The 21,363-nt window shown below is 58.7% G+C and carries 24 protein-coding genes, 1 pseudogene, 1 riboswitch and 1 other annotated feature; of the genes and pseudogenes, 7 read left to right on the forward strand and 18 right to left on the reverse strand.

Going from position 1 to position 21,363, the window contains the following annotated elements:
- Window positions 1-63 precede the first annotated feature (63 nt).
- The 8 genes and pseudogenes from N2245_RS00005 to N2245_RS00040 form a co-directional block, all read right to left on the reverse strand.
- Complete coding sequence (locus N2245_RS00005; protein ID WP_494534772.1) at window positions 64-519, reverse strand: DUF1697 domain-containing protein; 456 nt, start codon at window positions 517-519, stop codon at window positions 64-66.
- Window positions 453-653, reverse strand: a complete 201-nt coding sequence (locus N2245_RS00010; RefSeq protein ID WP_494534686.1) for a hypothetical protein — start codon at window positions 651-653, stop codon at window positions 453-455. Before N2245_RS00010 ends, N2245_RS00005 begins: the two co-directional genes overlap by 67 nt.
- Window positions 643-1,230 (reverse strand): GNAT family N-acetyltransferase, encoded by a 588-nt coding sequence (locus tag N2245_RS00015; protein WP_494534687.1) that lies wholly within the window; start codon window positions 1,228-1,230, stop codon window positions 643-645. The genes N2245_RS00010 and N2245_RS00015 overlap by 11 nt, the downstream gene beginning before the upstream one ends.
- A gap of 156 nt (window positions 1,231-1,386) precedes the next feature.
- Window positions 1,387-1,794 (reverse strand): annotated as a pseudogene (locus N2245_RS00020) (VOC family protein); the annotation flags it as partial.
- A gap of 34 nt (window positions 1,795-1,828) precedes the next feature.
- Entirely contained in the window at window positions 1,829-2,371 is a 543-nt protein-coding gene (locus tag N2245_RS00025) for a dihydrofolate reductase family protein (protein ID WP_494534688.1), read from the reverse strand.
- 423 nt (window positions 2,372-2,794) lie between these two features.
- Window positions 2,795-3,259, reverse strand: coding sequence for a 6,7-dimethyl-8-ribityllumazine synthase (gene ribH, locus N2245_RS00030; RefSeq protein ID WP_494534773.1), 465 nt, complete (start codon window positions 3,257-3,259; stop codon window positions 2,795-2,797).
- Window positions 3,259-4,482, reverse strand: a complete 1,224-nt coding sequence (gene ribA, locus N2245_RS00035; protein WP_494534689.1) for a GTP cyclohydrolase II — start codon at window positions 4,480-4,482, stop codon at window positions 3,259-3,261. Before ribA ends, ribH begins: the two co-directional genes overlap by 1 nt.
- On the reverse strand, window positions 4,479-5,084 hold the full coding sequence (locus tag N2245_RS00040) for a riboflavin synthase (RefSeq protein WP_494534690.1): 606 nt from the start codon (window positions 5,082-5,084) through the stop codon (window positions 4,479-4,481). The genes ribA and N2245_RS00040 overlap by 4 nt, the downstream gene beginning before the upstream one ends.
- 113 nt (window positions 5,085-5,197) lie before the next feature.
- Window positions 5,198-5,319: riboswitch (FMN riboswitch) on the reverse strand.
- A gap of 544 nt (window positions 5,320-5,863) precedes the next feature.
- Here N2245_RS00040 and N2245_RS00045 point away from each other — a divergent pair.
- On the forward strand, window positions 5,864-6,586 hold the full coding sequence (locus N2245_RS00045; RefSeq protein ID WP_494534691.1) for a hypothetical protein: 723 nt from the start codon (window positions 5,864-5,866) through the stop codon (window positions 6,584-6,586).
- Between the two features lie 95 nt (window positions 6,587-6,681).
- Here N2245_RS00045 and N2245_RS00050 read toward each other — a convergent pair whose 3' ends face one another.
- On the reverse strand, window positions 6,682-7,362 hold the full coding sequence (locus N2245_RS00050) for a hypothetical protein (RefSeq protein WP_494534692.1): 681 nt from the start codon (window positions 7,360-7,362) through the stop codon (window positions 6,682-6,684).
- A 164-nt stretch (window positions 7,363-7,526) separates the two neighbouring features.
- On the opposite strand from N2245_RS00050, the gene N2245_RS00055 reads away from it, so the two are divergent.
- Window positions 7,527-7,655: a hypothetical protein gene (locus tag N2245_RS00055; protein ID WP_494534693.1), complete on the forward strand. Its 129-nt coding sequence runs from the start codon at window positions 7,527-7,529 to the stop codon at window positions 7,653-7,655.
- Window positions 7,656-7,845: 190 nt separating this feature from the next.
- Here N2245_RS00055 and N2245_RS00060 read toward each other — a convergent pair whose 3' ends face one another.
- Genes N2245_RS00060 through lysS form a run of 3 tightly spaced genes read right to left on the reverse strand, consistent with a single transcriptional unit; the run spans window position 7,846 to window position 10,729 of the window.
- Complete coding sequence (locus tag N2245_RS00060; RefSeq protein WP_012876680.1) at window positions 7,846-8,325, reverse strand: 3-isopropylmalate dehydratase small subunit; 480 nt, start codon at window positions 8,323-8,325, stop codon at window positions 7,846-7,848.
- Complete coding sequence (locus N2245_RS00065; RefSeq protein WP_494534694.1) at window positions 8,325-9,566, reverse strand: 3-isopropylmalate dehydratase large subunit; 1,242 nt, start codon at window positions 9,564-9,566, stop codon at window positions 8,325-8,327. Before N2245_RS00065 ends, N2245_RS00060 begins: the two co-directional genes overlap by 1 nt.
- Window positions 9,554-10,729: a homocitrate synthase gene (lysS, locus tag N2245_RS00070; protein WP_494534695.1), complete on the reverse strand. Its 1,176-nt coding sequence runs from the start codon at window positions 10,727-10,729 to the stop codon at window positions 9,554-9,556. Before lysS ends, N2245_RS00065 begins: the two co-directional genes overlap by 13 nt.
- A 78-nt stretch (window positions 10,730-10,807) precedes the next feature.
- Window positions 10,808-11,101: a binding site (T-box leader), on the reverse strand.
- Window positions 11,102-11,272: 171 nt separating this feature from the next.
- Here lysS and N2245_RS00075 point away from each other — a divergent pair.
- From N2245_RS00075 to N2245_RS00085, 3 genes are read left to right on the forward strand one after another with little or no spacing between them, the layout of a single operon-like run.
- Window positions 11,273-11,506 carry a hypothetical protein gene (locus tag N2245_RS00075; RefSeq protein WP_494534696.1) on the forward strand — a complete coding sequence of 78 codons (234 nt, stop codon included), beginning with the start codon at window positions 11,273-11,275 and terminating at the stop codon, window positions 11,504-11,506.
- Between the two features lie 17 nt (window positions 11,507-11,523).
- Window positions 11,524-11,727 (forward strand): hypothetical protein, encoded by a 204-nt coding sequence (locus tag N2245_RS00080; protein WP_494534697.1) that lies wholly within the window; start codon window positions 11,524-11,526, stop codon window positions 11,725-11,727.
- A gap of 40 nt (window positions 11,728-11,767) precedes the next feature.
- Window positions 11,768-12,547 carry a class I SAM-dependent methyltransferase gene (locus N2245_RS00085; protein ID WP_494534698.1) on the forward strand — a complete coding sequence of 260 codons (780 nt, stop codon included), beginning with the start codon at window positions 11,768-11,770 and terminating at the stop codon, window positions 12,545-12,547.
- Window positions 12,548-12,673: 126 nt separating this feature from the next.
- Here N2245_RS00085 and N2245_RS00090 read toward each other — a convergent pair whose 3' ends face one another.
- From N2245_RS00090 to N2245_RS00100, 3 genes are read right to left on the reverse strand one after another with little or no spacing between them, the layout of a single operon-like run.
- The gene (locus N2245_RS00090; RefSeq protein WP_494534699.1) at window positions 12,674-13,213 is read right to left on the reverse strand and encodes a hypothetical protein; all 540 of its coding nucleotides are present in this window, start codon (window positions 13,211-13,213) and stop codon (window positions 12,674-12,676) included.
- On the reverse strand, window positions 13,210-13,866 hold the full coding sequence (locus tag N2245_RS00095; RefSeq protein WP_494534700.1) for a hypothetical protein: 657 nt from the start codon (window positions 13,864-13,866) through the stop codon (window positions 13,210-13,212). The genes N2245_RS00090 and N2245_RS00095 overlap by 4 nt, the downstream gene beginning before the upstream one ends.
- Window positions 13,867-13,875: 9 nt before the next feature.
- Window positions 13,876-14,508 carry a hypothetical protein gene (locus N2245_RS00100; RefSeq protein ID WP_494534701.1) on the reverse strand — a complete coding sequence of 211 codons (633 nt, stop codon included), beginning with the start codon at window positions 14,506-14,508 and terminating at the stop codon, window positions 13,876-13,878.
- Window positions 14,509-14,947: 439 nt separating this feature from the next.
- Here N2245_RS00100 and N2245_RS00105 point away from each other — a divergent pair, with 439 nt between their 5' ends.
- Window positions 14,948-15,904, forward strand: coding sequence for a hypothetical protein (locus N2245_RS00105; RefSeq protein WP_494534702.1), 957 nt, complete (start codon window positions 14,948-14,950; stop codon window positions 15,902-15,904).
- Between the two features lie 168 nt (window positions 15,905-16,072).
- On the opposite strand, the gene N2245_RS00110 is transcribed toward N2245_RS00105, so the two are convergent.
- The 3 genes from N2245_RS00110 to N2245_RS00120 all read right to left on the reverse strand — a co-directional run bounded on the left by N2245_RS00110 (window position 16,073) and on the right by N2245_RS00120 (window position 19,162).
- Window positions 16,073-16,969: an ornithine cyclodeaminase family protein gene (locus N2245_RS00110; protein ID WP_494534703.1), complete on the reverse strand. Its 897-nt coding sequence runs from the start codon at window positions 16,967-16,969 to the stop codon at window positions 16,073-16,075.
- A gap of 18 nt (window positions 16,970-16,987) precedes the next feature.
- Window positions 16,988-17,899 (reverse strand): VOC family protein, encoded by a 912-nt coding sequence (locus tag N2245_RS00115; protein WP_494534704.1) that lies wholly within the window; start codon window positions 17,897-17,899, stop codon window positions 16,988-16,990.
- 87 nt (window positions 17,900-17,986) lie between these two features.
- Window positions 17,987-19,162 carry a GntR family transcriptional regulator gene (locus N2245_RS00120; protein ID WP_494534705.1) on the reverse strand — a complete coding sequence of 392 codons (1,176 nt, stop codon included), beginning with the start codon at window positions 19,160-19,162 and terminating at the stop codon, window positions 17,987-17,989.
- A gap of 205 nt (window positions 19,163-19,367) precedes the next feature.
- Here N2245_RS00120 and N2245_RS00125 point away from each other — a divergent pair, with 205 nt between their 5' ends.
- On the forward strand, window positions 19,368-21,305 hold the full coding sequence (locus tag N2245_RS00125) for an ABC transporter substrate-binding protein (protein WP_494534706.1): 1,938 nt from the start codon (window positions 19,368-19,370) through the stop codon (window positions 21,303-21,305).
- Window positions 21,306-21,363 lie beyond the last annotated feature (58 nt).

A 21,363-nucleotide genomic window follows, 5' to 3' on the forward strand; every position in this document is an offset into this window, starting at 1 on the left:
TCAAGATGAGGGATGAGAGTCCGAAAGCGCTTACGATATTAATTCCTGAAAATGGTTCGCTAACTAGTGATTGACAACGCCCGTAGTGAACCGAAAAAATGTTCTCCACAAAGTCTTGACTGACTCTGCAGACCGTGCGCCAGTTGCGTGCCGTGCCTGGCACGCCGAGCGCCTTCTCGATGCTCGCAAAGAGCCTGGATCTCCCCACACCGTTGGGGGCGTGGAGGTAGAAGGTCTTCCCTCTGAGGGGAAATGCTCGCCAGCCCGTCGGAGGCGTTCGAGCTTGATCAAGTCCGGGTGCTCGGGGACGGAGCTCAGGAAGGTCAGGTGTAGCGTCGTGGGTGCTGTCTCGGCCTCGGGATATGGGTTGGAGGCCACCGCTTCCCTGAGCTCTGCTGGTGTCAGGATGATCACCCGGGGCGCAAAGCCGTATCGCTCGTTGATGGCGCTGCTCATCTCCTCGGCGATCTCACCGGTGGGGGCTCTATCGCTCCGGAAGATGGCGTTGCCGCTCTGGATGTGGGTCCTTCGTCCCGCAGCCCCAGCTCCAGCATGATCTCTACCAACCCCTGCATCGGTAGGGTGTACTTCCCACCGAGCCCTCTCAGAAGTGCGATGTACGTGTGCGTGGGTTGATGCTCCTTATTCTCCATCGACCGTCTTGGTGTGTGGGTCCACCTGTAACCGCATGACATGGCGACGTGTACCAGCGCGTCCCACCTCTTGGAATCCCGCCGCCTTGAATACCGACACGAATCCCATGAAGCGGTAGCTTGGGGAGTCAGGGTCCACAGGATAAGCCTCCACGATCGAGGCCCCGTGTGCACGAGCGTGCTCGACGGCTGCCTCGATCATCCGGTGCGTGATGCCTCGGCCGCGCAATCGCCTGACAGCGAAGAAGCAAGTGATGGACCATATACCCTCGTCCGGGTCGCCATCGCCAACCAGTCCGCGGAAGGTTGATCTGGGGGCTACCGAGCACCAAGCCACTGGTTCACCATCCAGGTAACCCAACAAGCCCACAGGCACGCCAGATGCCACTAGTTGGGCCATCGCCGCCTTGCGGCTCGGGCCCTCGATGCGCCGGGCTTGGCTGCGATTCGCCCTCCAGACCATGCACCAGCAGTATTTGGGGCCTCCAAGGCTCTCGAACAAGCGCTCGAAGTCACCCCACCGGCTGGCATCCACCTCATAAAACTCGATGCTGGCTATTTCATCTCTGTCGCTCATCGCTCTCCACAGGGCTTAGCGGACCCGCCTCGTTATATGGGTGAAATTATACTCTCCAGGACTGTAAATGCATAGCCTCCCAGGCCTGCCAGCATGGTCACCGCGAAGCTGTCTTCCGGCTCCATCCCCAACGCTCTCTTGGTTGTAGTGCGCTGGCGCGTGGGTGGACATCCCGTAGGGCTGTGCACGCACGCCGAACTTGTCTGTCACCATTCCGTACAGTGGCACCTCCGCCTTACCGCCCTCCTGCAGCTTCCCGAATACCTCCCTGGCTGTCTGGGCATCGCTCACGCTGATGACTACGGTTACCTGTGATCCGAGCTGGTACGGCATACCTGGGAAGTTATCGGAGAGCATGAGATCCGAGTTGCCGACTCTCAGGTGGGCGTGCAGCAGGCGGTCTTTCGCGTCCTCAGGCTCTCGATACGCTGGGTTTTCAGGTTCAGGCATATCTCCGAAGTTTGAAACGCTAACGACCTTCGCCCCAGCGCGTCTTTGTAGAATTCCACAGCCTCGTGTCCGTTACCGTTCAGAAACCAGATAGGGGTTGATGTAATGGATCACGGCAGATGCCCCCTGTGCGTTTTTTGACCCCTGATCACACCTGATAGGTGAGAACGACCACTCCTGAGCTAAAGCTCTTGACGTCCTTGAGCTTCAGGGTCTTAGTACCGCTTCCGCCCTGGAAGAGCTGTTCCCCGCTTCCTATGACGATCGGAAAGACCATCAGCCGGTACTCATCGATGAGGTCATGCTGCATCAGCGTGCGCACGAGCTCGCCACTGCCGTAGATCAGCACATCCTGCCCAGGCTGCTGCTTCAGCTTCTGCACCTCTTCCAATATGTTCTCCCTGATCAGCCTGGAGTTGTTCCACTCGAGTGGTTCCTCCAGGGTCGTCGAGACGACGTACTTGGGCAGGCTGTTCATCCTATCAGCGAAGCCAGCCTCATCGGTCATAGATGGCCAGGCGGCCGCGAATCCCTGATAGGTCACCCTGCCCAGCAGGAGGGCATCGCTCGAGAACAGCTCATCCAGCTTGAATTTTGCCGACTCCTCGCTCCAGAACTGGAAGGACCATTTATCTGGGGATTCCATGACTCCATCCAGCGTCAGGTACATCGATGCTATCACTCTTCTCATCATTACCTCCAGTTTTTTGAGCCTTGGTCAAGCGACACCCAACGAGTTATCCCCGCTATATGGTCTTCCCATCGCCGCGCTCATACCATCTAGCGTCGCTAACAGAAGCTCTTTTGTTCGAGCGCTTTGATCTTGCCACTCATGAGCGGTCAAGTGGATCTATCCTAGCATGTCGATGTGTCGGTATGCCGGATATCTCCATGGCTGGCTGTTTGGGATGTGCACGCCGAGGAGTGATCCGTTCCCCTACCTATCTCAGCCCATCATCCAGCATCTGATGAGAGATAGGGGGCGCGCTGCACAGCAGGGGATAACCTTAGTGGTCCTCAGGTGATCCCTGCTCTGTGCTTCGAGACTGGGTCGCAGGGTCGAGTTCGGAGCAGCTTGTTGGCCACCGAGCGGCTTCTCAGCTGCTGGGAGGCGCTAGCCGATGGATGTCATCAAGTTAGCCATTTCCAGGGCTGACACCGCTGCCTCGTAGCCTTTGTTCCCTGCCTTGCCGCCGGCCCTATCCAGTGCCTGCTCAAGGGTGTCCGTGGTGAGCACGCCGAATATGACCGGTAAGCCAGAGTCCAGCGCCGCCCTCGACACACCTGCGGTCACGGCTGACACCACTGCGTCATAGTGGCCCGTCTCGCCGCGTATGACCGCCCCAAGGCATATCACCGCCGCGAACTCCCCCGTGCGCGCGAGCCTGTTCGCGACGAGCGGGATCTCGAAGGAGCCCGGCACCCAGGCCACGCTTATCCTCTTGTCCTCCACGCCGTGCTGGCGAAGGGCGTCCAGGGCGCCCTCCAGCAGCCTCCGGGTCACCAGCTCGTTGAATCTGGAGACGACTATGGCGAACCTGTGGCCCTTGTCGACCCTGTGCGACTTGTAGCTGTGGATCATCTTTGTTCTCCTGTGGGGGTATGTATCTGCAGCCAGTGTCCGAGCTTCAGCTTCTTCGTCTGCAGGTACCTCAGGTTGTGCTTGCGAGGTGGTATCTCCAAGGGTACCCTCTCAAGCACCTCGATGCCATTGGCGCGCAGGCCCTCTATCTTGCGAGGGTTGTTCGTTAGCAACCTAACGGTGCTTACTCCTAGGTCTCGGAGGATCTCAGCCGCCACGGCGTAGTCTCGCTCGTCGGGCTGGAATCCCAGGTGCTCGTTGGCCTCCACCGTATCCAGTCCCTCGTCCTGTAGAGCGTAGGCCCTCAGCTTGTTCAGCAGCCCTATGCCCCGCCCTTCCTGTCGCAGGTAGATCAGGATGCCTCCCTGGGAGGCTATCATCTGCAGTGCTCGCTCGAGCTGTGGGCCGCAGTCGCACCTCTCGGAACCCAGCACATCGCCCGTGAAGCACTCGGAGTGCAGGCGCACCAGGGGGGCGCTTCCGAGCTCGCCGTGGATGAGCGCCAGGTGGGGCTCCCTTGAATCCGGCGCGGTGTAGGCCACGAGCGTGAACTCACCATTAGCCGTGGGCAGCCTCACCGGCCGTGCTTTTCCCATCCTACACTCGCTCTCGACCGCACGAGCATCGACCACCTCCTGCATCGTCACGACATGCAGGAGGTGCCGACGGGCAAACTCCTCCAGCTCTTCTCCCCAGGCCATCCTGCCGCTAGGGGACATGATCTCGCAGATCACTGCCACCGGCTGCAGCCCTGCCATAACCATAAGGTCCACGGCAGCCTCGGTGTGTCCCCGTCGCTCCAGCACTCCATCCTCCCTCGCTCTCAGGGGGAACACATGCCCCGGCATGATGAAGTCGCTGGGGGTGGAGCTGGGATCGGCCAGGAGCCTAATGGTGCGTGCCCGGTCGTAGGCCGAGATGCCGGTGGTGATGCCGCTGGCGGCGTCCACGGGCACGCCGAAGGCGGTGCCGTGTGCCGAGGTGTTGCGCTCTGTCGAGACCATCGGGGGGATGCCCAGCCGGTCCATGCGCTGGCCGCGCATGGCCACGCATATCAGTCCGCACGCCTCACGGGCCATGAAGTTTATTGCCTCGGGAGTTGCGTGCTCCGCCGCGAGCACCAGGTCGGCCTCGCGCTCGCGCGACTCATCGTCCACCACTATCACGAACCTGCCGGCCCGCAGGTCCTCCAATGCTTGCTGGATCCTGCTTGCCGTCATGCCCCCACCTCCGTCTGATGGAACCGCAGCAGGCGCTCGACGTACTTGCCGAGCATGTCCACCTCGAGGTTGACCAGCTCGCCCACCTGCTTGCGGGCGAGCGTGACCTTATGCTGGGTGTGATACACGAGCGAGACCGTGAAGGCATCTTCCAGCGCGTCTACCACCGTTAGGCTGATGCCGTCTACTGCTATGCACCCCTTGGGTACCACATAGCGGGCCAGCTCCCTCGGCAGACCTATCTTCAGCCAGAGTGCGCCCTCCTCTGGCCAGCGCTCCAAAATTGTGCCGGTGGCGTCGATGTGTCCCTGGACGAAGTGGCCTCCCACCCTGCTGTCGAAGCGGAGCGAGCGCTCTAGGTTGACCTCGTCGCCCGCTCGCAAGCTGCCTAGGTTGGTGCGCCGCAGCGTCTCGGGCATGATCCCCACCGTGAAGGAGTGCTCATCCAGGGCGTCGACGGTTAGGCAGACGCCGTTGACCGCGATGCTGTCCCCCAGCTGGGTCCCCTCCAGCACTCGCCGACATGATATACGCATCCAGCGAGGCTCATCTAGGTAGAGTTCCTCGACCTTACCGGTTTCCTCCACTATGCCTGAGAACATCTTTGCCTCCTAGTGTTTGGCCTGTGGGCATAGGGAATCATAAAAAGATGTCCCGAGAACCCGATGGCTCCCGGGGCATGGATATGCGACTCAGACCCTTGCGGGATGATAAGTCGGACCTTCTCCCATCCGGACTCTTACCGTCGGCCCTGGAATCTCACCAGGTCCACCCCTGTTGCAGGGGGTCGCGGGCTCTACCGCCGGTCGGGAATTGCACCCTGCCCCGAAGGCCTTATTTTTTCTGTATTATAGATGAAAGTTATTGTGGATGCCTAATCGCTGCACCTAATGCTAGTGATTAGGAGTGATGTTGTATCTTTCGCTTGGTCCCCCTAATGAGGGAATATGTTCCCAGCGCTAGCTTAGAGCTGAATAGCTTAGACGCTGAACTGCCAAAGTCTTAGAGGATACCTTTAGCACCAGTAGGATTGGGTGCTTCAAGCCGAAGCTGGACGGTGCTGGGCAGAGCCTGGTGGGGCTAATTGTATAGCTCCAAAGCTCGGAGAGTTACCCTTTCTAAGATACATTTACACGCTCCTGCAGGTGTGGTGTCCTCTGGCTACGTCTAACGTAGAGCCCAAATCCTGCCAAAACTTATGATTGTGTTCATTTCCTGTACGGCTCAGAATGAGTCATAGGTCCGGGACCAAGTGTAGTCCCGGGCCCATGTTCTGCATGGATGTGACTTAATAAGCTTTCATAATAAGTCCATGCAAATTAATCTTCCTGTTATCTGGAGCTTCTATAATGAACTCACTAAACATAAGGAGGACGCGTTTATGTCAGGTCGAGTGTACATGTGGCTTAGGGGGTTGGTGATAACCTTTTTGCTTCTGGCGCCTCTGTTCGGAGCTGGTCACGCTCACGCGGTGGATTCGGATCCCGACCATGATGGGCTGACGACGGCGCAGGAGAAGCTCACCCGGACCAATCCTTATCGGAGGGATACGGACGGGGACGGCGTGCCCGATGGCAGGGAGGATCCCGACCATGATGGGCTGGTTAATTGGCAGGAGTTCAGGGCTAGGACCAACCCGCTGGATCCAGACTCGAACGACAACGGCATCAAGGACGGACAGGAGGACTACGATCACGACGGGGTGGACAATGGTGATGAAGCTCGGATGCGCACCCGCATAGACGATGCCGACACCGATGATGACGGCATCAAGGACGGGGACGAGGACTACGATCACGACGGGGTAGATAACGAGGACGAGGACGACGGCGAGCTCAAAGCGGATGCCTCGGATAGGGACTACGATCAGGATGGATTGGATAACGAGGACGAGGACGAGCACGGCACCTCTCCACGAGATGCCGATAGCGACGACGACGGCATCAAGGACGGGGACGAGGATTCGGACCACGATGGTGTGGATGATGGGGATGAGGACGACCAGGGGGAGGACTCCAGTCAGCTGGAGGTGGTAGCTGTGAAGACCCCTTCTGGCATAAAGTACGTGGCTTTCCCCTCTCCATCCAGCGCGCGGAGGGCCTAAGGATCAACAGTGGTAACTGGAGAGTCAGCACCACCTATGATGCTGACTCTCCAGTCGATTGAGAAATGCACTCTGCCCCTTTCCTACAAGCTCAACTACCTGCCTACCATGCCTCCCGTCTGCGGCATATTGGGCAGCTGCTCGCCGTTGGGTGATCCGAAGCTGTAACACGCGCTGAACAGGGGGTTGTCGCCAGGCAGTCGCTTGCCCTTGTAGAAGAACTGGGCATTGCCCGGAGGCTTTATGCGCGCGAACCCAAAGCTGACCGGGGTGTCGGCCTCCAGCTTGTGCCTGGCCACGTAGACTGTGCCGTTGCCCTTACAAGGCTGCGCAGACCCTCCGCTCCCCCACAGCCCGGAGCCCCCTCTGGGCTCTACTTTGCCGCAGAGCAGGATTTCCAGCGACTCGCCGAAGCCAAACCCGTAGCTCACGTAGAAAGCCTCACCCGGGGGCACTCTGTCGTACAGCGTCAGCTTGAACGTCATGGGCACCAGGGAGAACTCGTACTCAGCCCCTATGGTGACGTCATTGTTGATGGTTTGGGCGCCGGTGTGAAAGGTGTAGATCCCCCCACCGGGCAATATGCGCTGGAAGCTGAAGCCAATCCTTGAGCCGGCTGGGACCGTAAGGCCGACCCGGTAGCTAGCACCACCCTCGCACGTATCGGCCCTCCTCCGGTTGTAGCTGCCCAGAGCATCAGCGTGCGGGTTATCTGGGGGCGTGATCCCCTTACGAGCACGGGAAAGCCTCGTGCTCCCGGTCCATAAACCTGCCATGTATGGTGAGTTGGAAGGTGACTTCGGCTTCCCCCTGGGTCTGGGCGCGTGTCGTGATCCGGGGAGCGAGCAACGTCCCCAGCACTATGGCCATCAGGCAGATCGTTGCCAGCATGAATTTAGACATAAGCTCCTCCTAATGATCTTTATGGAGAAAACGTCTTATGGCCACGATGGTTACAGCTGACGATGCGTGCCAGCTCTTGGAAGTGCTCCGCCTGCTCTGGCCCTATGAGCACTCCACCTATCGGGGGCGTGACGAAGGCCGGGAGCGCCTGGGGCTTCTCAGGTAGATGAGGGGGAATGTCCGCCTCCCGGGAGCTTGGGCGGCAAGCATGGCTGGATTGTGCCGGTGGACTCTTGCCGGAGATGAAGGGCAGCTCTAGACCTGCTAGGGGCCGGATGAGGTCTGGTGGGCGGGAGTTGGGAGGCTCCCGCCCGGGTACGAGGGGATGTGGGGTAAAGGGAGGTTGGTATTCTTGGTTAGAACCTTCCGGACTGGACGAACGGGATGATGCCGCCGGCGCGCACGATCTCTAGCACGAACTCCGGCAGCGGCTCCACCTGGAAGGTGCGTCCGTCCGCAAGGGTGATCTGTCCGGTGGCGAGGTCTACATCTATCTCGTCACCGTCCTCCACGGCCCCATGTAGCTCGTCGCACACGAGTATGGGGAGGCCGATGTTGATAGCGTTGCGGAAGAAGATGCGGGCAAAGGACCGCGCGATCACCGCCTTGGCACCGGATGCCTGGATGGCGATGGGGGCGTGCTCGCGAGAGGATCCCATCCCGAAGTTTTTGCCGGCGACTATCACGTCGCCGGGACGAACGTTCTCCGCGTAGTCCGGCCTGTACTCGATGAACGCGGCCTTCGCCAGCTGCTGGCGGTCGGTCGTCACGTTGTACCTGCCGGGGATGATCTCATCTGTGGATACGTTGTCGCCTACTTTCCATACTCTGCTCATCAGTCCAGGCTCCTTGGGTCGGTGATGTAGCCGGTGATGGCGGATGCCGCCGCTGTCGCGGGGCTCGCCAGGTAGATCTCGGCGGTGGGGTCGCCCATCCTGCCGGGGAAGTTGCGGTTCTGAGTCGTGATGGCTCGCTCGCCCGCGGCCAGCACCCCTTGGTGGCGGCCTATGCAGGGTCCACAGCCGGTGTTGGTGACCACGGCCCCGGCCTCGATCAGCGTCTGGATGTAGCCCTTGGCCATGGCCTCCAGGGCCACTCTGGTGGAGGCGGGAGTGACAACCATGCGGGTGCTCGGGTGGATCTTCCTGCCCTTGAGGATGCGAGCGGCTATCTCGATGTCGTCCAGCCTGCCGTTGGTGCAGGTACCTATGAACACCTGGTCGATCTTCACCCTGCGCATCTCGGCTGCAGGCGCAAGGTGCTCCGGATCTGGTGGCACGGCCACCATCGGCTCTATGGAGGAGGCATCTATCTCCACCACGCGGCTGTATACGGGGTCGCGTGGGGTGATGCGCTCGTAAGGATCTCGCGCGCGATCTCGCAGGTATTCATCCACCGTGTCATCGGGCTCGACGAGGCCGGTCTTGCCACCCATCTCCACCGCCATGTTGGCCAGCGTCATGCGCTCGGAGATGCTCATCCGGCGCACCGCAGGGCCGCCGTACTCCACGGCCATGTAGGTGGCACCGTCCACGCCTATTGTGCCCACCATAGCGAGCGCCAGGTCCTTGGCGTAGACGTGGTGACCTAGCTCGCCTTTGACCTCGAAGCGGATCGTTTCGGGTACTCGCAGCCAGGTCTTGCCGGTCGCCAGGGCCACGGCGATATCGGTGGAGCCCATGCCGGTGCCGAAAGCGCCCAACGCTCCGTAGGTGCAGGTATGGGAGTCGGCGCCCACGATCACAGCTCCAGGAGTGACGAACCCGCGCTCGACCATCACCTGGTGGCAGATGCCCTCCTGCAGGAAGTTGGTGATGCCCTGCTCGCGCACCCACTCGCGGATCATCTTCTGGAGGGTGGCGGCCTGCACGGTGGCCGCTGGGATGATGTGGTCGAACACGATCACTGTACGGTTGGGATCGAATAGCGGCCGGCCGATCTTGCGGAAGCTCTCGATTGCCAGTGGGGCCGTCTGGTCGTGCGCCAGCACGTAGTCCACCGGCACGATGACTATCTCGCCGGCGCGCACCTGCCTACCGACCTTGCGGCTGAGGATCTCTTCGCTTAGAGTGCCCATGCACGTACACCTCCCTGGTTAGTTGCACAGGAGCGCGAGCGCTCTGCCCACTCGCGCAGTATCTGGTCCACTTGCTCGGTCGTCAGCGGGGCTTCGTCCGCCAGCCTCTTGATCTCCCTCGTGGCGGCCCTCAGCTCTGCTTCGGAGAGGGACAATCCCAGGGTGCGAGCTCTGTGCGCTATGGCGTTCCAGCCTGTGAGCCTGTGCCCCAGCTCCACACGGCGGGTGAGGCCGAAGTCCTCGGGGTTGATCGCCTCGTAGGATGAGGGGTTGGAGAGGACGGCCTTGGTGTGTATGCCCGCCTTGTGAGCGAAAGCCGTCTCGCCTGTCAGGTAGTTGTTGAACGGGATCTGTACACCCGTGTACTGGGAGATGAGGCTGTCTAGCTGAGGCAGCATGCGCAGGTTGTACCTGCTGACCAGGCCGCGATCGGTGGCGTACAGCCTGGCTATGAAGCCTCCCAGCGGGGTGATGCCGTTGCGCTCGCCTATACCCAGCACGGTAGTGTCTATGTGTGTAGCGCCTGCTTGGAGAGCTGCGTAGGCGTTGGCGATCGCGCAGCCGGAGTCGTTGTGCCCATGAAACTCGATGTCCGCGCTCACGACGCTGCGCACTCTGCTTACCAACTCGTGCACGCCCAGCGGATCCGCCACCCCGACGGTGTCGGCGATGCCCACACGATCGACGCCCATGGCGTCCACAGCGGCGTACACCCTCAGTAGGATGTCGATGGGGGTGCGGAAGGCATCCTCGCAGGAGAAGCGTACCTCCAGGCCGTGATCTTGCAGGAAGGAGATCACGTCTCTTGCCGACTCGATGATCTCCTCGATGGACTTGCCATGGGAGTAGGTCCTGAGCTGCTCGGAGGTCGCAAACAGCAGGTTGACCCCGTCCACTCCGGTCTCGACGGCCTGCTGAACGTCTGACATGGTGCAGCGGCAATGGACCAATATGCGGGCCCGCAAGCCCAGGCTGGCGATCCTGCGAGCGTCCTCGAAGGACGCTGGCGAGGCCGCGGGGTTGGTGAGCTCTATGTACTCCACGCCGAAGGCGTCGAGAGCGCGTGCTATCTCGATCTTCTGCTCGGTGGTGAAGTGGGCGTGCACGAACTGCTCGCCCTCGCGTAGCGTCGAATCTACTATGTAGAAGTTGTCCAACGGCATCTGTCTGCCTCCTTCCTCAGTACCTGACTCGTACGCGGGGACGAGGCCTATAAAAAATCTCCCGTCCCCGACGTATCTGCCGGGGACGGGAGATCATTGCTTCCCGTGGTACCACCCCTGTTCGTCGCCACCTCACGATGACGACCTCACGAAGTACTCTGCCCGCTCGGTGCTGCCGATGAAGGCTTCATACTCCCAGCCTGGTAACGGTGGCTGACACCGGCTCGGCCTACTGACGCCTGGGCTGTGAGCCCATCGAGGTTCAGCCTGCAGCTCCGGGGGCTTTTTCACCGAGGTTCGAGCACCGCATCCCAGCAACGCGGCTCTCTGTAGCCCTACATCTCGGCTACTCGTCCCCATCGACGCTTTTAGGGTCGATGCGTTTGTTGACTTGAATATATCAAGACTTGGAGAAGAAGTCAAGCCCCAAAACGCAAATTCGTGAAGAAAAATCCTTAATTGCTTGCGGTTTTGGGCCGACAGCTGCGGCTTTGCGAGCGCCTAGCGAGCTCTGTGCTTTTGGTCTATATTGTAAGCATGAGTATGCGTAATCCAGTTGATGATGGCCGACCTGGTAGGCCTCGCCCTCCGCTTGCTAGGATATGGGAGGACTGGACCTGCCTAATGTGGATGGTGTTCTTCAGCTTGCTAATAATCATCATCCTGACGATCAACGATTACTGCACGCGCAGGGAGTTGGATAACCTGTTGCCTGCGCCACAGACGCCTACGAGCCAGGGAGCTTCTTGGATGCCCGCAGTGCTTGATTACTCATAACCTGTTTGGAGGAAGACATGGATAGAACTTGCGAGCGTTGTCAGACCAATCTACACAAGGTGCTGCTCAGAGTTGGGGGTATCTATCCGTTCGTGGAAGCTCCAACGCAGGGAGACCTCAAGCCTGGTGCTAGGTCGGATTTGTCTGCCTACCTCTGTACTAGTTGTGGCCAAATATACCTGTACGCGGAAGATCCTGGGGTGTTCGTGCAGGAGAGCTGATGTCTGTGTTTTGACATAATATTTCAGTGCGAGGTGCGCTATGTGGGGGGACCCGGATGCCTATGAGCTGTACATGGGCAGGTGGAGCAGGCAGCTGGCTAGGGAGTTCGTGTGCTGGCTGGGTGCTCCCCATGGCTCTAGCTGGTTGGATGTGGGCTGCGGGACCGGGGCGCTGTGCGATGCCATCTTAAAGCTAGCTGCACCCGCTCATGTAACTGGGGTCGACCCATCTAAGAAGTTTTTGGAGTATGCTCGGGCCAGCATCCCGAGTGTGGATTTCATGCTGGGCTCTGCTGATGCTCTCCCTTTTCCTGATGCAAGCTTTGATGTGGTGGTATCCGGTTTGGTGATCAACCTGTTGCCCGATCCCTTGCGAGGTGTGCAGGAGATGGCTCGGGTGGCTAAACCTGGAGGGGCAGTAGGGCTTTATGTGTGGGACTACGCCGATGGCATGCAGTTTCTACGGTACTTCTGGGATGCGGCCAAGGCGATTGATCCTGCTGCAGAGGAGCAGGATGAGGGCGCGCGTTTCCCGGTTTGCAGTCCTCTTGTCCTTCGGAGCCTGATGACCGAGGCAAGCCTAAAGGATGTGGGGGTTGATTCATTAGAGATAGAAACCATCTTCTCGAGCTTTGATGACTACTGGCAACCGCTTCTAGGAGGGCAGGGTCCAGCTCCGAGTTACTTGTGCTCCCTGCAGAACGAGTCCAGGGAGGCGTTGAGGTCGCAGCTGCTGAAGACACTGCCGATAGCTGCTGATGGCTCCATCCCGCTGCGTGCCAGAGCTTGGTGCGCTCGTGGTATGGCTCAGACTTCGTAGCTTGGGGTATGGGGCAGATCATTCTGCCGGAGGTTTTGGTGCGATAATATCAGCTGCTCCCTTATCCCGGGGTGTTGGATTATTAAGGGGCAGGGACAACGACCTGCCCCTTTCCTACAAGCTCAACTACCTGCCTGCCATCCCCCCGGCACCTGTTTGGGGCATCTTGGGCATGGAATCCTCATGTGCCTCGGGGAACCTGTACCAGGCCCTAAAGGTTGTGTCGCCAGTGATGACTTGTTGGCAATCGCCTATGCATGCATGCACGATCTCCATGTTAGGGTATATATTTGGTAGGTAGCCCAGTCCCCCTAGATCTTTGTTATCATAATTAGGTTGGCTTGACTGGGAGTTGCGACCAAAGATGTACTGTACCTTATTCCACCTCTCGAGCGCGCTAGCGAACACCAAGCTGCTATCTCGGTACACCGTGCCGTGGCCACGGCATTCTATGCCACTATCCCCTCCACAGAACACAAATGGCCAGGGACGAGTACCAGGTCTACCAGGATAATCCTGAGCGTAGAAGAAGGTCTCGCCCTGAGGCACATCGCCGTAGAGGGTGAGCTCTATGGTGATCTTATAGCGCTCCTCTTGTTGGGCTGTGGCGGGAGCGAAAGCCACCAGAGCTATCACTAGTGCCAACATTAGCCTTACGAACCTCATCTTGTTACCTCCTTATCTGCTGTGCTCTGCATCTGCATAGTGTGCCAGTCGACCCATAATCCCAAGGTATCTGCCAACCTGAGGGAGACCAGATCCACCATATCCAGCTCCTCAGGTGTCAGGTAGAGGGCTGTGGTGACCTCGCCGCATCTGCCCTCATAGCAGTAGAGCTCTTGAGGGGTTCTCCAGAAGGTTGTACCATTGGGCAGCAGGAGCCTCTCGCTAGATACAACGAACACGAAGGTCCTATAGTTACTGGGAGTTTCTACTAGTGCTGAAGATTCCGGAGCCATACCGTCCTCCCAATCAAAGCCTGGCATGCCGGCTCTTGCCGGTCCTGGACAACCTATATCTACTACTGGGGCCTGCGCTCCCAGTCCCGACCTTTCGAAGTCTGGATGAGTTTGCACGAGATTCAAGGCCTTACCTACTGTGGATCTAAGCTGCTCGTTGGTGACCTGGGGGTGGTAGGACTGCACGCATATACGGAGCGTGTCCCTGTTGGATGTAATCAGGATGGAGTTGGTTCTAGCCACCTCGTCGTGCCCGCTGGTTATTCTGTGGACAGCCAATGTCCACACGACCGCAGCGATGGCAGCTAGTGTGATAGTCATCCAGATACCAGATCTCTTGTAAGAAGCTACAGCCCGCATCTTCTTCTCCTAGGGTTTGTTGATCAGCGTCCATACGGTATCCCTGTCCCAGTCGGTGGGGTACCTATAGGCATAGTTCCCTGAGCAGTAGGGGTAGGGGGTGTGCATCACGCTGCGGTCATAACAGGGTGGGGGATCCGCTAGTCCCATGGCGTGGCCGGTCTCGTGGCTCACCATGTGTCTTCTGTACCATTCTGTGCCGTCGTTGTCGTAGATGGTGCTTCTGGAGTGGATGATTCTATATGCTCGACTATCGGTGTGATTACCGATGTAAACTGGACCAAGGTCTATAGCGCATTCTGTAGCATACTCGTAGCCATAAGATGCGCAAACGCTTTGGGCGTCGGCATCGGTCTTGACTCTATATCTGAGCTCGATATCTTGGATCTCGGTGGAGGTAAGCTGATCACAATATCTGTCCTCCATCTGGAAGTGCAGGTGGTTGGTACCAGTTCTCTGATGCCAATCCAGTTGGGGGTTGTCGTAGCGCAGGGTGTTGATTATTCTGGCCTGCACGTAGTTGTGGGTGACTATGCCGTCGCCCACATCGCTTTGGGCACACGCATGCTCACCCCCCCCCGACTCCATCATAGTGGATGGACCATAGATGGAAATTGCCACCAGGGTATGAGTGGTCGGCATTGGCTTTACCTATAGCAAGCAGCGATAGTCCTAAGACAATAGCTACCCCCAAGACGGCATTCAAGATAGATAACCATGATCTGGGTAAGTATTTGCTCATAGCCCCCTCCTCTGTAAGGAATTATTTTAAGGATAGAAAGAGATATATCTTAGATTATATATAGATCAATCCTATATTGCAATAGTTGTTTACAAGCAGTACGACAAGCTTTATGGTCACTAGGGAGAGATATTGTAGACAAGGCATCATGTCCTCCAAAAAAGCCTGTGGCTCACCATCTAACATAGTACTGGTTTTTACCTCGATGCGTCTTAGATGACCCTAATATCGCATTAGATCTCCGATAACCCATGCTTAATGCATTATTAATATATCTTTATTACCCTGATGGCGACGGATCATCCAAGGAGGGAATAGTAATGGAGCGTTACCTACTATATGATTCCGGCTGTGGCCTTTGCTCGGCACTGGCTGCAAGCTTGGAGCAGACGAGCGGCGGCAAGCTGCAGGTGCGTAGTCTGTCTGTGGGATCCGGAGATGGTGGCCCTGCTAGATAAGGTCAAGCCTCTGCGCCGATGGGAGCCCGCTCTACTGGAGACCGATGGTCAGGCTACGAGAGTGTTGACCGGAGCGAGGATGCGTCTGCGTCTGTTGCAGGTGCTCGGCCCTTATAGGTCCTTGCTCGTTGTGAGCTCCCTTTGGTCTCTTGGTGGCCGGGTCAGTGGTAGGTCCAGGCGAGAGTTCCTAGTTCAGAGCTCGAAGCTAGCTGTTGGTCTGCTGGGGTTAGCGGGCATGCCTGGTGCTGCTTTCGCCCGGAACAACAGGCAGATACCGGATCTGGAGCCCCTCAGGGGCGAAGATGCAAGGAGCATCATACATGCCGCGGCGGCCAGCTCCGATGTGGGCGAGCTCTCCAAGGAGCTGGATAGGAAGCTGGGTTGGGCTTGGAGGGTTTCCAAGGCCTTCTCCATACGCTTTGGGAAGCAGCATGTCAGGTGCGCGGTCCTGTCGGATCCTAAGACTCGGGCCATCATAGTGTACCCAGCAGGTAAGAAGCCTCTGGCGATGTATTGGCGCGCCGATGGTGAGAGGGTGGTCCTGGTGTTCAAGGACGGTAGGGTACAGCAGGTGCCGGACAGCCACCTCAGAAGCACCCACGCGGACTACTCCGCGCTCTGGAAGGGGCATTGGCAGTCGAACTCGCAGTCGCTGCAGCCCATGGACTGTTGCATCTCATGCAGGCAATGCCTCGCTGGCGACCTGCTGTGCGTGCTGTTTGCTGCCTGTTGCTTCGGCGGATTTGCCTTCTGTTGTCCCGTGGGGCTTGGACAGTGCGCATCGGCAGCGGCGATCTGTTCCGGGGCTTCCGGGTGCGATTGCGCTAGCTGCTTCTGATGGACTGTACGATCGAGGTCTGTGTGCCGGCATCGATGATCAAACAGCTTGGGGGTGTCGTGTGACCAGCGGCGATATGCTGTTCGTGCTTCCGATCGTGCTGCTGATAGCGCTGGCGGCCTTTCTGTTGCTCGTGCGTGTCATGAGGCGGTGATCGGGCCTAGATAGTTATGATTGCCTCTTCTTGCTGTACACCAGCTCCGCGGCGGTCACGTCCTCCACGGCCATCCCGAGCGACTTGAACAGGGTGATCTCATCCCGGGACTGTCTGCCGGGCTTGGTGCCAGCGATCACCTCCCCGAGCTCGGCAAAGAAATGGCCGGCGGCGATGACGTCGCCCGATTCCCTCATGGCGGCCTCGGAGGAGTCCACGTAGATGCGCGCCCTGCGGAGCACCTCGTCATCTAGCTCCCGCCAATCTGGCCTGGGAGCTCCCACGGCGTTGATGTGGGCTCCAGGGGAGAGCCATTCGCCTTGGAGCACGGGCGTGCGGGAGGTTGTGGCTGTGACTATCACGTCGGCCCCGCGCACGGCCTCCTCCGCGGATGCCGCGGCGGTCACCCCGTGCCGACGAGCGAACTCGGGGGCGGTGCGCGGACTCCACACCCGTACCTCCCGGAAGTGGCGTACCAGCCTGAGCGCTTCCAGATGGCTGCGGGCCTGCACCCCCGCACCGATTATCGCCAGTACGGAGGCATCTTCTCGTGCCAGGTACTGCGTGGCAACGGCCGAGACCGCTGCCGTTCGGGTCTCGGTGATGTACGTGCCGTCCATGGTGAGAAGTGGCTCGCCGGTCTCGGGGCGGAACAGTATAACTACCGCGTGGTGGGTAGGTATATCCTTGTTCTGAGGATAGAGGGTGACCAGCTTGATGCCCAGGGCCGAGCCCGTATAGGCGGGCATAGCCCACATGTAGGCCTCGTGGTCGGTGATCGGCACCGCCACCCGCGTGGGCTGCACCACCTTGCCGGTGGAGAACGCGGCCAGCGCCCGCTCCAGGACGGGGATGAGCTCTTCCATGCTCAACAGCTGCCTAACCTCGCTCTCGGTGACGTCCAGCTGCATCCCGCTCCTCCTTCCCTGCTAGCTACCGGAGTATGCCCTCCGCAGCTCCTCGATCTCCAGCTTGGACATGCCAAGGAACGCTTGGGTGACCCTTGCCACCCGCTCCTCGTCGGGATCCTCCAGCATCTCAAAGAGCTCGGCCGGCACCACTTGCCAGCACAGGCCGTACTTGTCCGTGAGCCACCCGCAGGGACCCTGCTTGCCTCCATCTGCTGAGAGCCCCTCCCAGTAGTGGTCAACCTCCTGCTGGGATTGGCACTCCACGACGAACGACAGGGCTTCGTTGAAGCCGAAGCCGTGGTTGTAGAAGCTATCCATGGCCGCAAACCAAGTATCTCCCAGGCGAAAATCCGAGAACATCACCGTGCCCTCATGCTCCGTGCCCGCTGGCTGGCGTACTAGCTGCCCCTCCTCCGAACTCGGGAACACCTCCCTGTAGAAGGCTCCAGCCTCTTCCGCCTTGCCCGCCACCTGGCCGGTGAACAACAGGCAGGGCGCTATATAAGGCCTAGGATCACCCTCCGGATTGGAGAGTATCAGTTGCCAGGATACTCCGTAGCGATCCTGTACCCAACCGTAGCGCTTGCTGAAAGGGTACTCATCCAGGGGCATCAGCACCTGACCACCGTCTGCCAGCGCTTCCCAGATGGCATCCAGGTGCTCCCGAGCTTGTGGGTCTCTGGAGGGATCGAAGTTTACCATGAAGGATACCGAGGGGTTGAACTTGAACAAGGGACCTGCGCTGATTGCCTGGAACGTCTGCCCGGCGAGCTCGAACACGACGATCTCGGTATCCCCCGAGGGCGTATCATGGATGGTGCCTACGTGCAGCGTGCGCGACTGCGGGAATAGAGAAGTGTAGAACTCCGCCGCCTCCAAAGCCTCTTTGTCGAACCATAGATGAGGAATGATCCTAGGTCTTGCCTGCATATTCCTACTCCCAACTCCCGATACGGGACATATTTGGTCCCATATTACCAGGAGGCGAGTAGGATGTACAGCTCTCTAGTCCAGGGCTCACACACCCTTGGGGGCTGTGCCGATGATCTTCACTGCCGACCTCTCGTTGGCGGAGATCTCCACCGGCAGCACCACGTACCTGAACTGGCGATTTTCCTGGGGCTCCCTAAGCCTTTCTATGAGGATCTCTGCCGCCGAGATGCCCATCTCCCTGGAGGGCAGGATAGCGTTGGTTGACATAATAGGCATGGGGGTATAGGGCCCAACTTGGTCCATGCCGGCTATCTCCACCTCCTCGCCCACGTGGACGCCGATCGTGGCCAGGTCGGTGGCCACCATGGTGGCCACGTAGCCGTTGACGCCCACGAACACCGAGGGTCTGTATGGGGCATTGAGCCATGTGCGCAGCAGGTCGTAGCGCTCCTCGGGTCGCAGGCGCTCGTAGCAGAAGAGGCGGGAGATCTCTGGTACGATCGGTACGTTGTGGCGCAGCAGGGCATCCTTGTACCCCGCCATGCGGTCGCGGACACTGGTACAGTTCGTCTCACCCCAGATGGTGGCGATATATTTGTGACCGCGATCTATCAGGTGCTTTGTCAGGCGGTAGCCTATGCCGAAGTTGTCGGGGACCACGATGTCGGTGGCCACCGCCGGGTAGTATCTGTCGACCATGACGACTGGGAACCCCTGGCGGACGTACTCCTCTACGATCCCCTGGTTCTGATCACCGTCGGTTGGGAACAGGATAATGCCTCCAGCGCCTGCCTCCCTGGCCCTCCGGAGGTTCATCGCCTCCCTCTCGGATGAGCCGGAGGAGTCGAAGAGGATCATGTGGTAGTCGGAGCGATGGCACACGGCCTCAACGCCTCGGATGACCTCCACGACGTGACCGCCCCCGATCTGCGAGAAGACGCAGGCGATGAGCCTGCCGTTGGGCGTGACCTGTGGGAGGGGTGCGGGCTCGGCTTTGGGCACCTGCCTCTCGGCGACGAAGGTGCCCTTGCCTTGTTTGCGCACCAGGTAGCCCTCGCGCTCGAGGTCGTTGAGGACCCTGACGGCGGTGGTGGCGCTGACCTTGAAGCGCTCCCTCAGCTCCTTCTCCGTTAGAAACCTATCGCCGGGCTTGAAGCGCCCACTCTCTAGCTCTTCTTGGAGGATCCGCTTTATCTTGTAGTATCTTGGGGTGCCATCTTCCATATTAATATAAGCTCCATCCGAACACTTTGTTAACACAGATTATACTATCCCAGTTAGCAACTTATTAGTGTTAACCTATTACCCTCCCTAATACACGTGTTAATACTATCAAGGCCTGAGTATTATATGCTTATGCTTCATATAAATTAATATATTGACACTGGAAATAATCTGCTCTAATATAATGCCACATCGCTAAAACGATGTCTTAGATCTCAGATGAGTAGGAGAGGTGTGGCTTATGTCCAAGGCAGACGAAGTCCGAAGTCCCAATGACCCGACGCTGACGCGCAGGCAGCTGATAGAGGCGTTGTTGGCATCCGGGGGGTTGTTGGCCGCTGGTCCGTTATTGAGCGCCTGTGGAGGTGGTGCCCAGAACACTCCAACGCCGGCAAGCTCACAGGCTCCGGCCGCAAGCACCCCGCCAGCCTCAGCCAGTAGTCCAAGCCCGAGCTCGACGGCGTGCACCACTTGTCCTTCGCCAGGGGCCACTCCGGGAGTTACACCTACGGCTGGGGGTAAGCAGGCTGAGGAGGCGCCGCCTCAGCAACCTCAACGAGGTGGTACGATTCCGACTCCTAGAGAGCAGACGGTGGTTGTAGATCAAGCGATATTCACGATCTTCGATAGCTTCAACCCGTTCATTCCCAACGGTTGGCAGTACAACGGGGGTGCACAGCAGATATTAGTGGAGAACCTCTTCTACTGGCTGCCGACAGGGGAGATCAAGCCCTGGCTGGGCAAGGAGTGGAAGTACAACTCCGACTACTCTGAGTTAACGCTCACCCTCAACCCCAAGGTGAGGTGGAACGACGGTCAGCCCTTCACTTCCGAGGATGTCAAGTACAGCCTAGAGATCCAGCAGGATCCGGCGCTGTTTGGCAGCGGCATCAAGGAGTTTGACAGCGTTGAGACTCCTGACGAGCATACAGTGGTGATCAAGCTCACCAAGCCGAATCCTCGCTACCATCAGCGTTTCATCTGCGGCATCATCGGCTCCTTCATAGTGGTGCCCAAGCATATATGGTCCAAGCACAACCCCAAGACCTTCAAGAACAATCCTCCAGTGTTCACTGGCCCCTACGTTCTAGACAGGGCTATACCCTCGCAGCTGATGTTCGTGTGGAAGAAGAACCCCAACTACTGGAACAAGGACGAGTTTGACCCGGCTCCGCAGTACGTGGTGTACCGCACGGCGCCCGTGCCGGACTCGGAGGTTCAGGAGTTCAAGAGGGGCACGGTAGATGTGGCTTCGTTCGACTACACGCATGCGATGGCGGTCAAGAACGGTGGGTACCAGAACATCATAATCACTACCAAGTTCCGCGACCCATGCCCACGCGGTATACACGTCAACTGCGACCCAACTAAGCCGCTGCTGTCGGACCCGCGGGCACGTTGGGCGATCTCCTACCTTATAGATAGGCAGAAGATAGGCACGGCCGTGTGGTTCGTGCCCACCCCGCCGGCACAGTATCCTTGGGCGGACTACGAGTCCAACAAGAAGTGGTCCAACGACTCCATAGCCTCCAAGTACCAGCTGACGTACGATCCTAAGAAGGCTGAGCAACTCTTCGATGAGTTGGGCGCCAAGAAGGAGTCCAGCGGCAAGCGCATGTACCAGGGTAAGCAGGTGGAGATAAACATCATAACGCCCTCGCCTGTGGGACAACCGGAGTATGTGATAGGTCAGCTGCTCTCACAGGAGCTGCAGAAGATCGGGATCAAGTCGAGCGTGCGCTCCCTCTCTGGTAGCGTCTTCAGCGACAAGCAGAGCAAGGGACAGTACGACCTGTTGTCGCTGTGGATATGCGGCGAGCTGTTCGATCCCGCACAGTTCTATTCTCAGTTCGACAACCGACAGTACAAGCCGATCGGCAAGGACGCCTCTTCGGATCAGGTGAGGATCAAGGACCAGAAGTTCCAGGAGCTGATCCTCAAGCTCAACAACGCCAATCCCGACGATCCGAAGAACAAGCCGCTATATGATCAGGCGCTTGAGAGGTTCTACCAACTGCTGCCGGTCATCCCGATTATCCAGACTACCTATCCTAAGATCTATAACACCACCTACTGGACGGGATGGCCGACCGATGACAACGTGTACACCGTGCCCCTAGAGTGGTGGGGTCAGTTTATGTTCGTGATAGGCAACCTCAAGCCGGCTAGCAAGTCCTAAGTCGATCATGGGAGCGAGGACTACCTCGCTCCCAGCTATGTCTAGAAGGAGTAGTGTC

The organism is Thermobaculum sp. T2p, assembly GCF_059335935.1.

Excerpts from the sequence above, each read along its gene's own strand:
- N2245_RS00055 (WP_494534693.1), top strand. The coding sequence starts at position 7,527 with ATGGCCACGATGGTTACAGCTGACGATGCGTGCCAGCTCTTGGAAGTG.
- N2245_RS00110 (WP_494534703.1), bottom strand. The coding sequence starts at position 16,969 with ATGCAGCTGGACGTCACCGAGAGCGAGGTTAGGCAGCTGTTGAGCATG.
- N2245_RS00045 (WP_494534691.1), top strand. The coding sequence starts at position 5,864 with ATGTCAGGTCGAGTGTACATGTGGCTTAGGGGGTTGGTGATAACCTTT.
- N2245_RS00100 (WP_494534701.1), bottom strand. The coding sequence starts at position 14,508 with ATGCCGACCACTCATACCCTGGTGGCAATTTCCATCTATGGTCCATCC.
- N2245_RS00010 (WP_494534686.1), bottom strand. The coding sequence starts at position 653 with ATGGAGAATAAGGAGCATCAACCCACGCACACGTACATCGCACTTCTG.
- lysS (WP_494534695.1), bottom strand. The coding sequence starts at position 10,729 with ATGCCGTTGGACAACTTCTACATAGTAGATTCGACGCTACGCGAGGGC.
- N2245_RS00015 (WP_494534687.1), bottom strand. The coding sequence starts at position 1,230 with ATGAGCGACAGAGATGAAATAGCCAGCATCGAGTTTTATGAGGTGGAT.
- N2245_RS00060 (WP_012876680.1), bottom strand. The coding sequence starts at position 8,325 with ATGAGCAGAGTATGGAAAGTAGGCGACAACGTATCCACAGATGAGATC.
- N2245_RS00080 (WP_494534697.1), top strand. The coding sequence starts at position 11,524 with ATGGATAGAACTTGCGAGCGTTGTCAGACCAATCTACACAAGGTGCTG.
- N2245_RS00050 (WP_494534692.1), bottom strand. The coding sequence starts at position 7,362 with ATGGCAGGTTTATGGACCGGGAGCACGAGGCTTTCCCGTGCTCGTAAG.
- N2245_RS00115 (WP_494534704.1), bottom strand. The coding sequence starts at position 17,899 with ATGCAGGCAAGACCTAGGATCATTCCTCATCTATGGTTCGACAAAGAG.
- N2245_RS00075 (WP_494534696.1), top strand. The coding sequence starts at position 11,273 with ATGCGTAATCCAGTTGATGATGGCCGACCTGGTAGGCCTCGCCCTCCG.
- N2245_RS00095 (WP_494534700.1), bottom strand. The coding sequence starts at position 13,866 with ATGCGGGCTGTAGCTTCTTACAAGAGATCTGGTATCTGGATGACTATC.
- N2245_RS00025 (WP_494534688.1), bottom strand. The coding sequence starts at position 2,371 with ATGAGAAGAGTGATAGCATCGATGTACCTGACGCTGGATGGAGTCATG.
- ribA (WP_494534689.1), bottom strand. The coding sequence starts at position 4,482 with ATGACGGCAAGCAGGATCCAGCAAGCATTGGAGGACCTGCGGGCCGGC.
- N2245_RS00090 (WP_494534699.1), bottom strand. The coding sequence starts at position 13,213 with ATGAGGTTCGTAAGGCTAATGTTGGCACTAGTGATAGCTCTGGTGGCT.
- N2245_RS00105 (WP_494534702.1), top strand. The coding sequence starts at position 14,948 with ATGATTCCGGCTGTGGCCTTTGCTCGGCACTGGCTGCAAGCTTGGAGC.
- N2245_RS00085 (WP_494534698.1), top strand. The coding sequence starts at position 11,768 with ATGTGGGGGGACCCGGATGCCTATGAGCTGTACATGGGCAGGTGGAGC.
- N2245_RS00125 (WP_494534706.1), top strand. The coding sequence starts at position 19,368 with ATGTCCAAGGCAGACGAAGTCCGAAGTCCCAATGACCCGACGCTGACG.
- N2245_RS00065 (WP_494534694.1), bottom strand. The coding sequence starts at position 9,566 with ATGGGCACTCTAAGCGAAGAGATCCTCAGCCGCAAGGTCGGTAGGCAG.
- N2245_RS00040 (WP_494534690.1), bottom strand. The coding sequence starts at position 5,084 with ATGTTCTCAGGCATAGTGGAGGAAACCGGTAAGGTCGAGGAACTCTAC.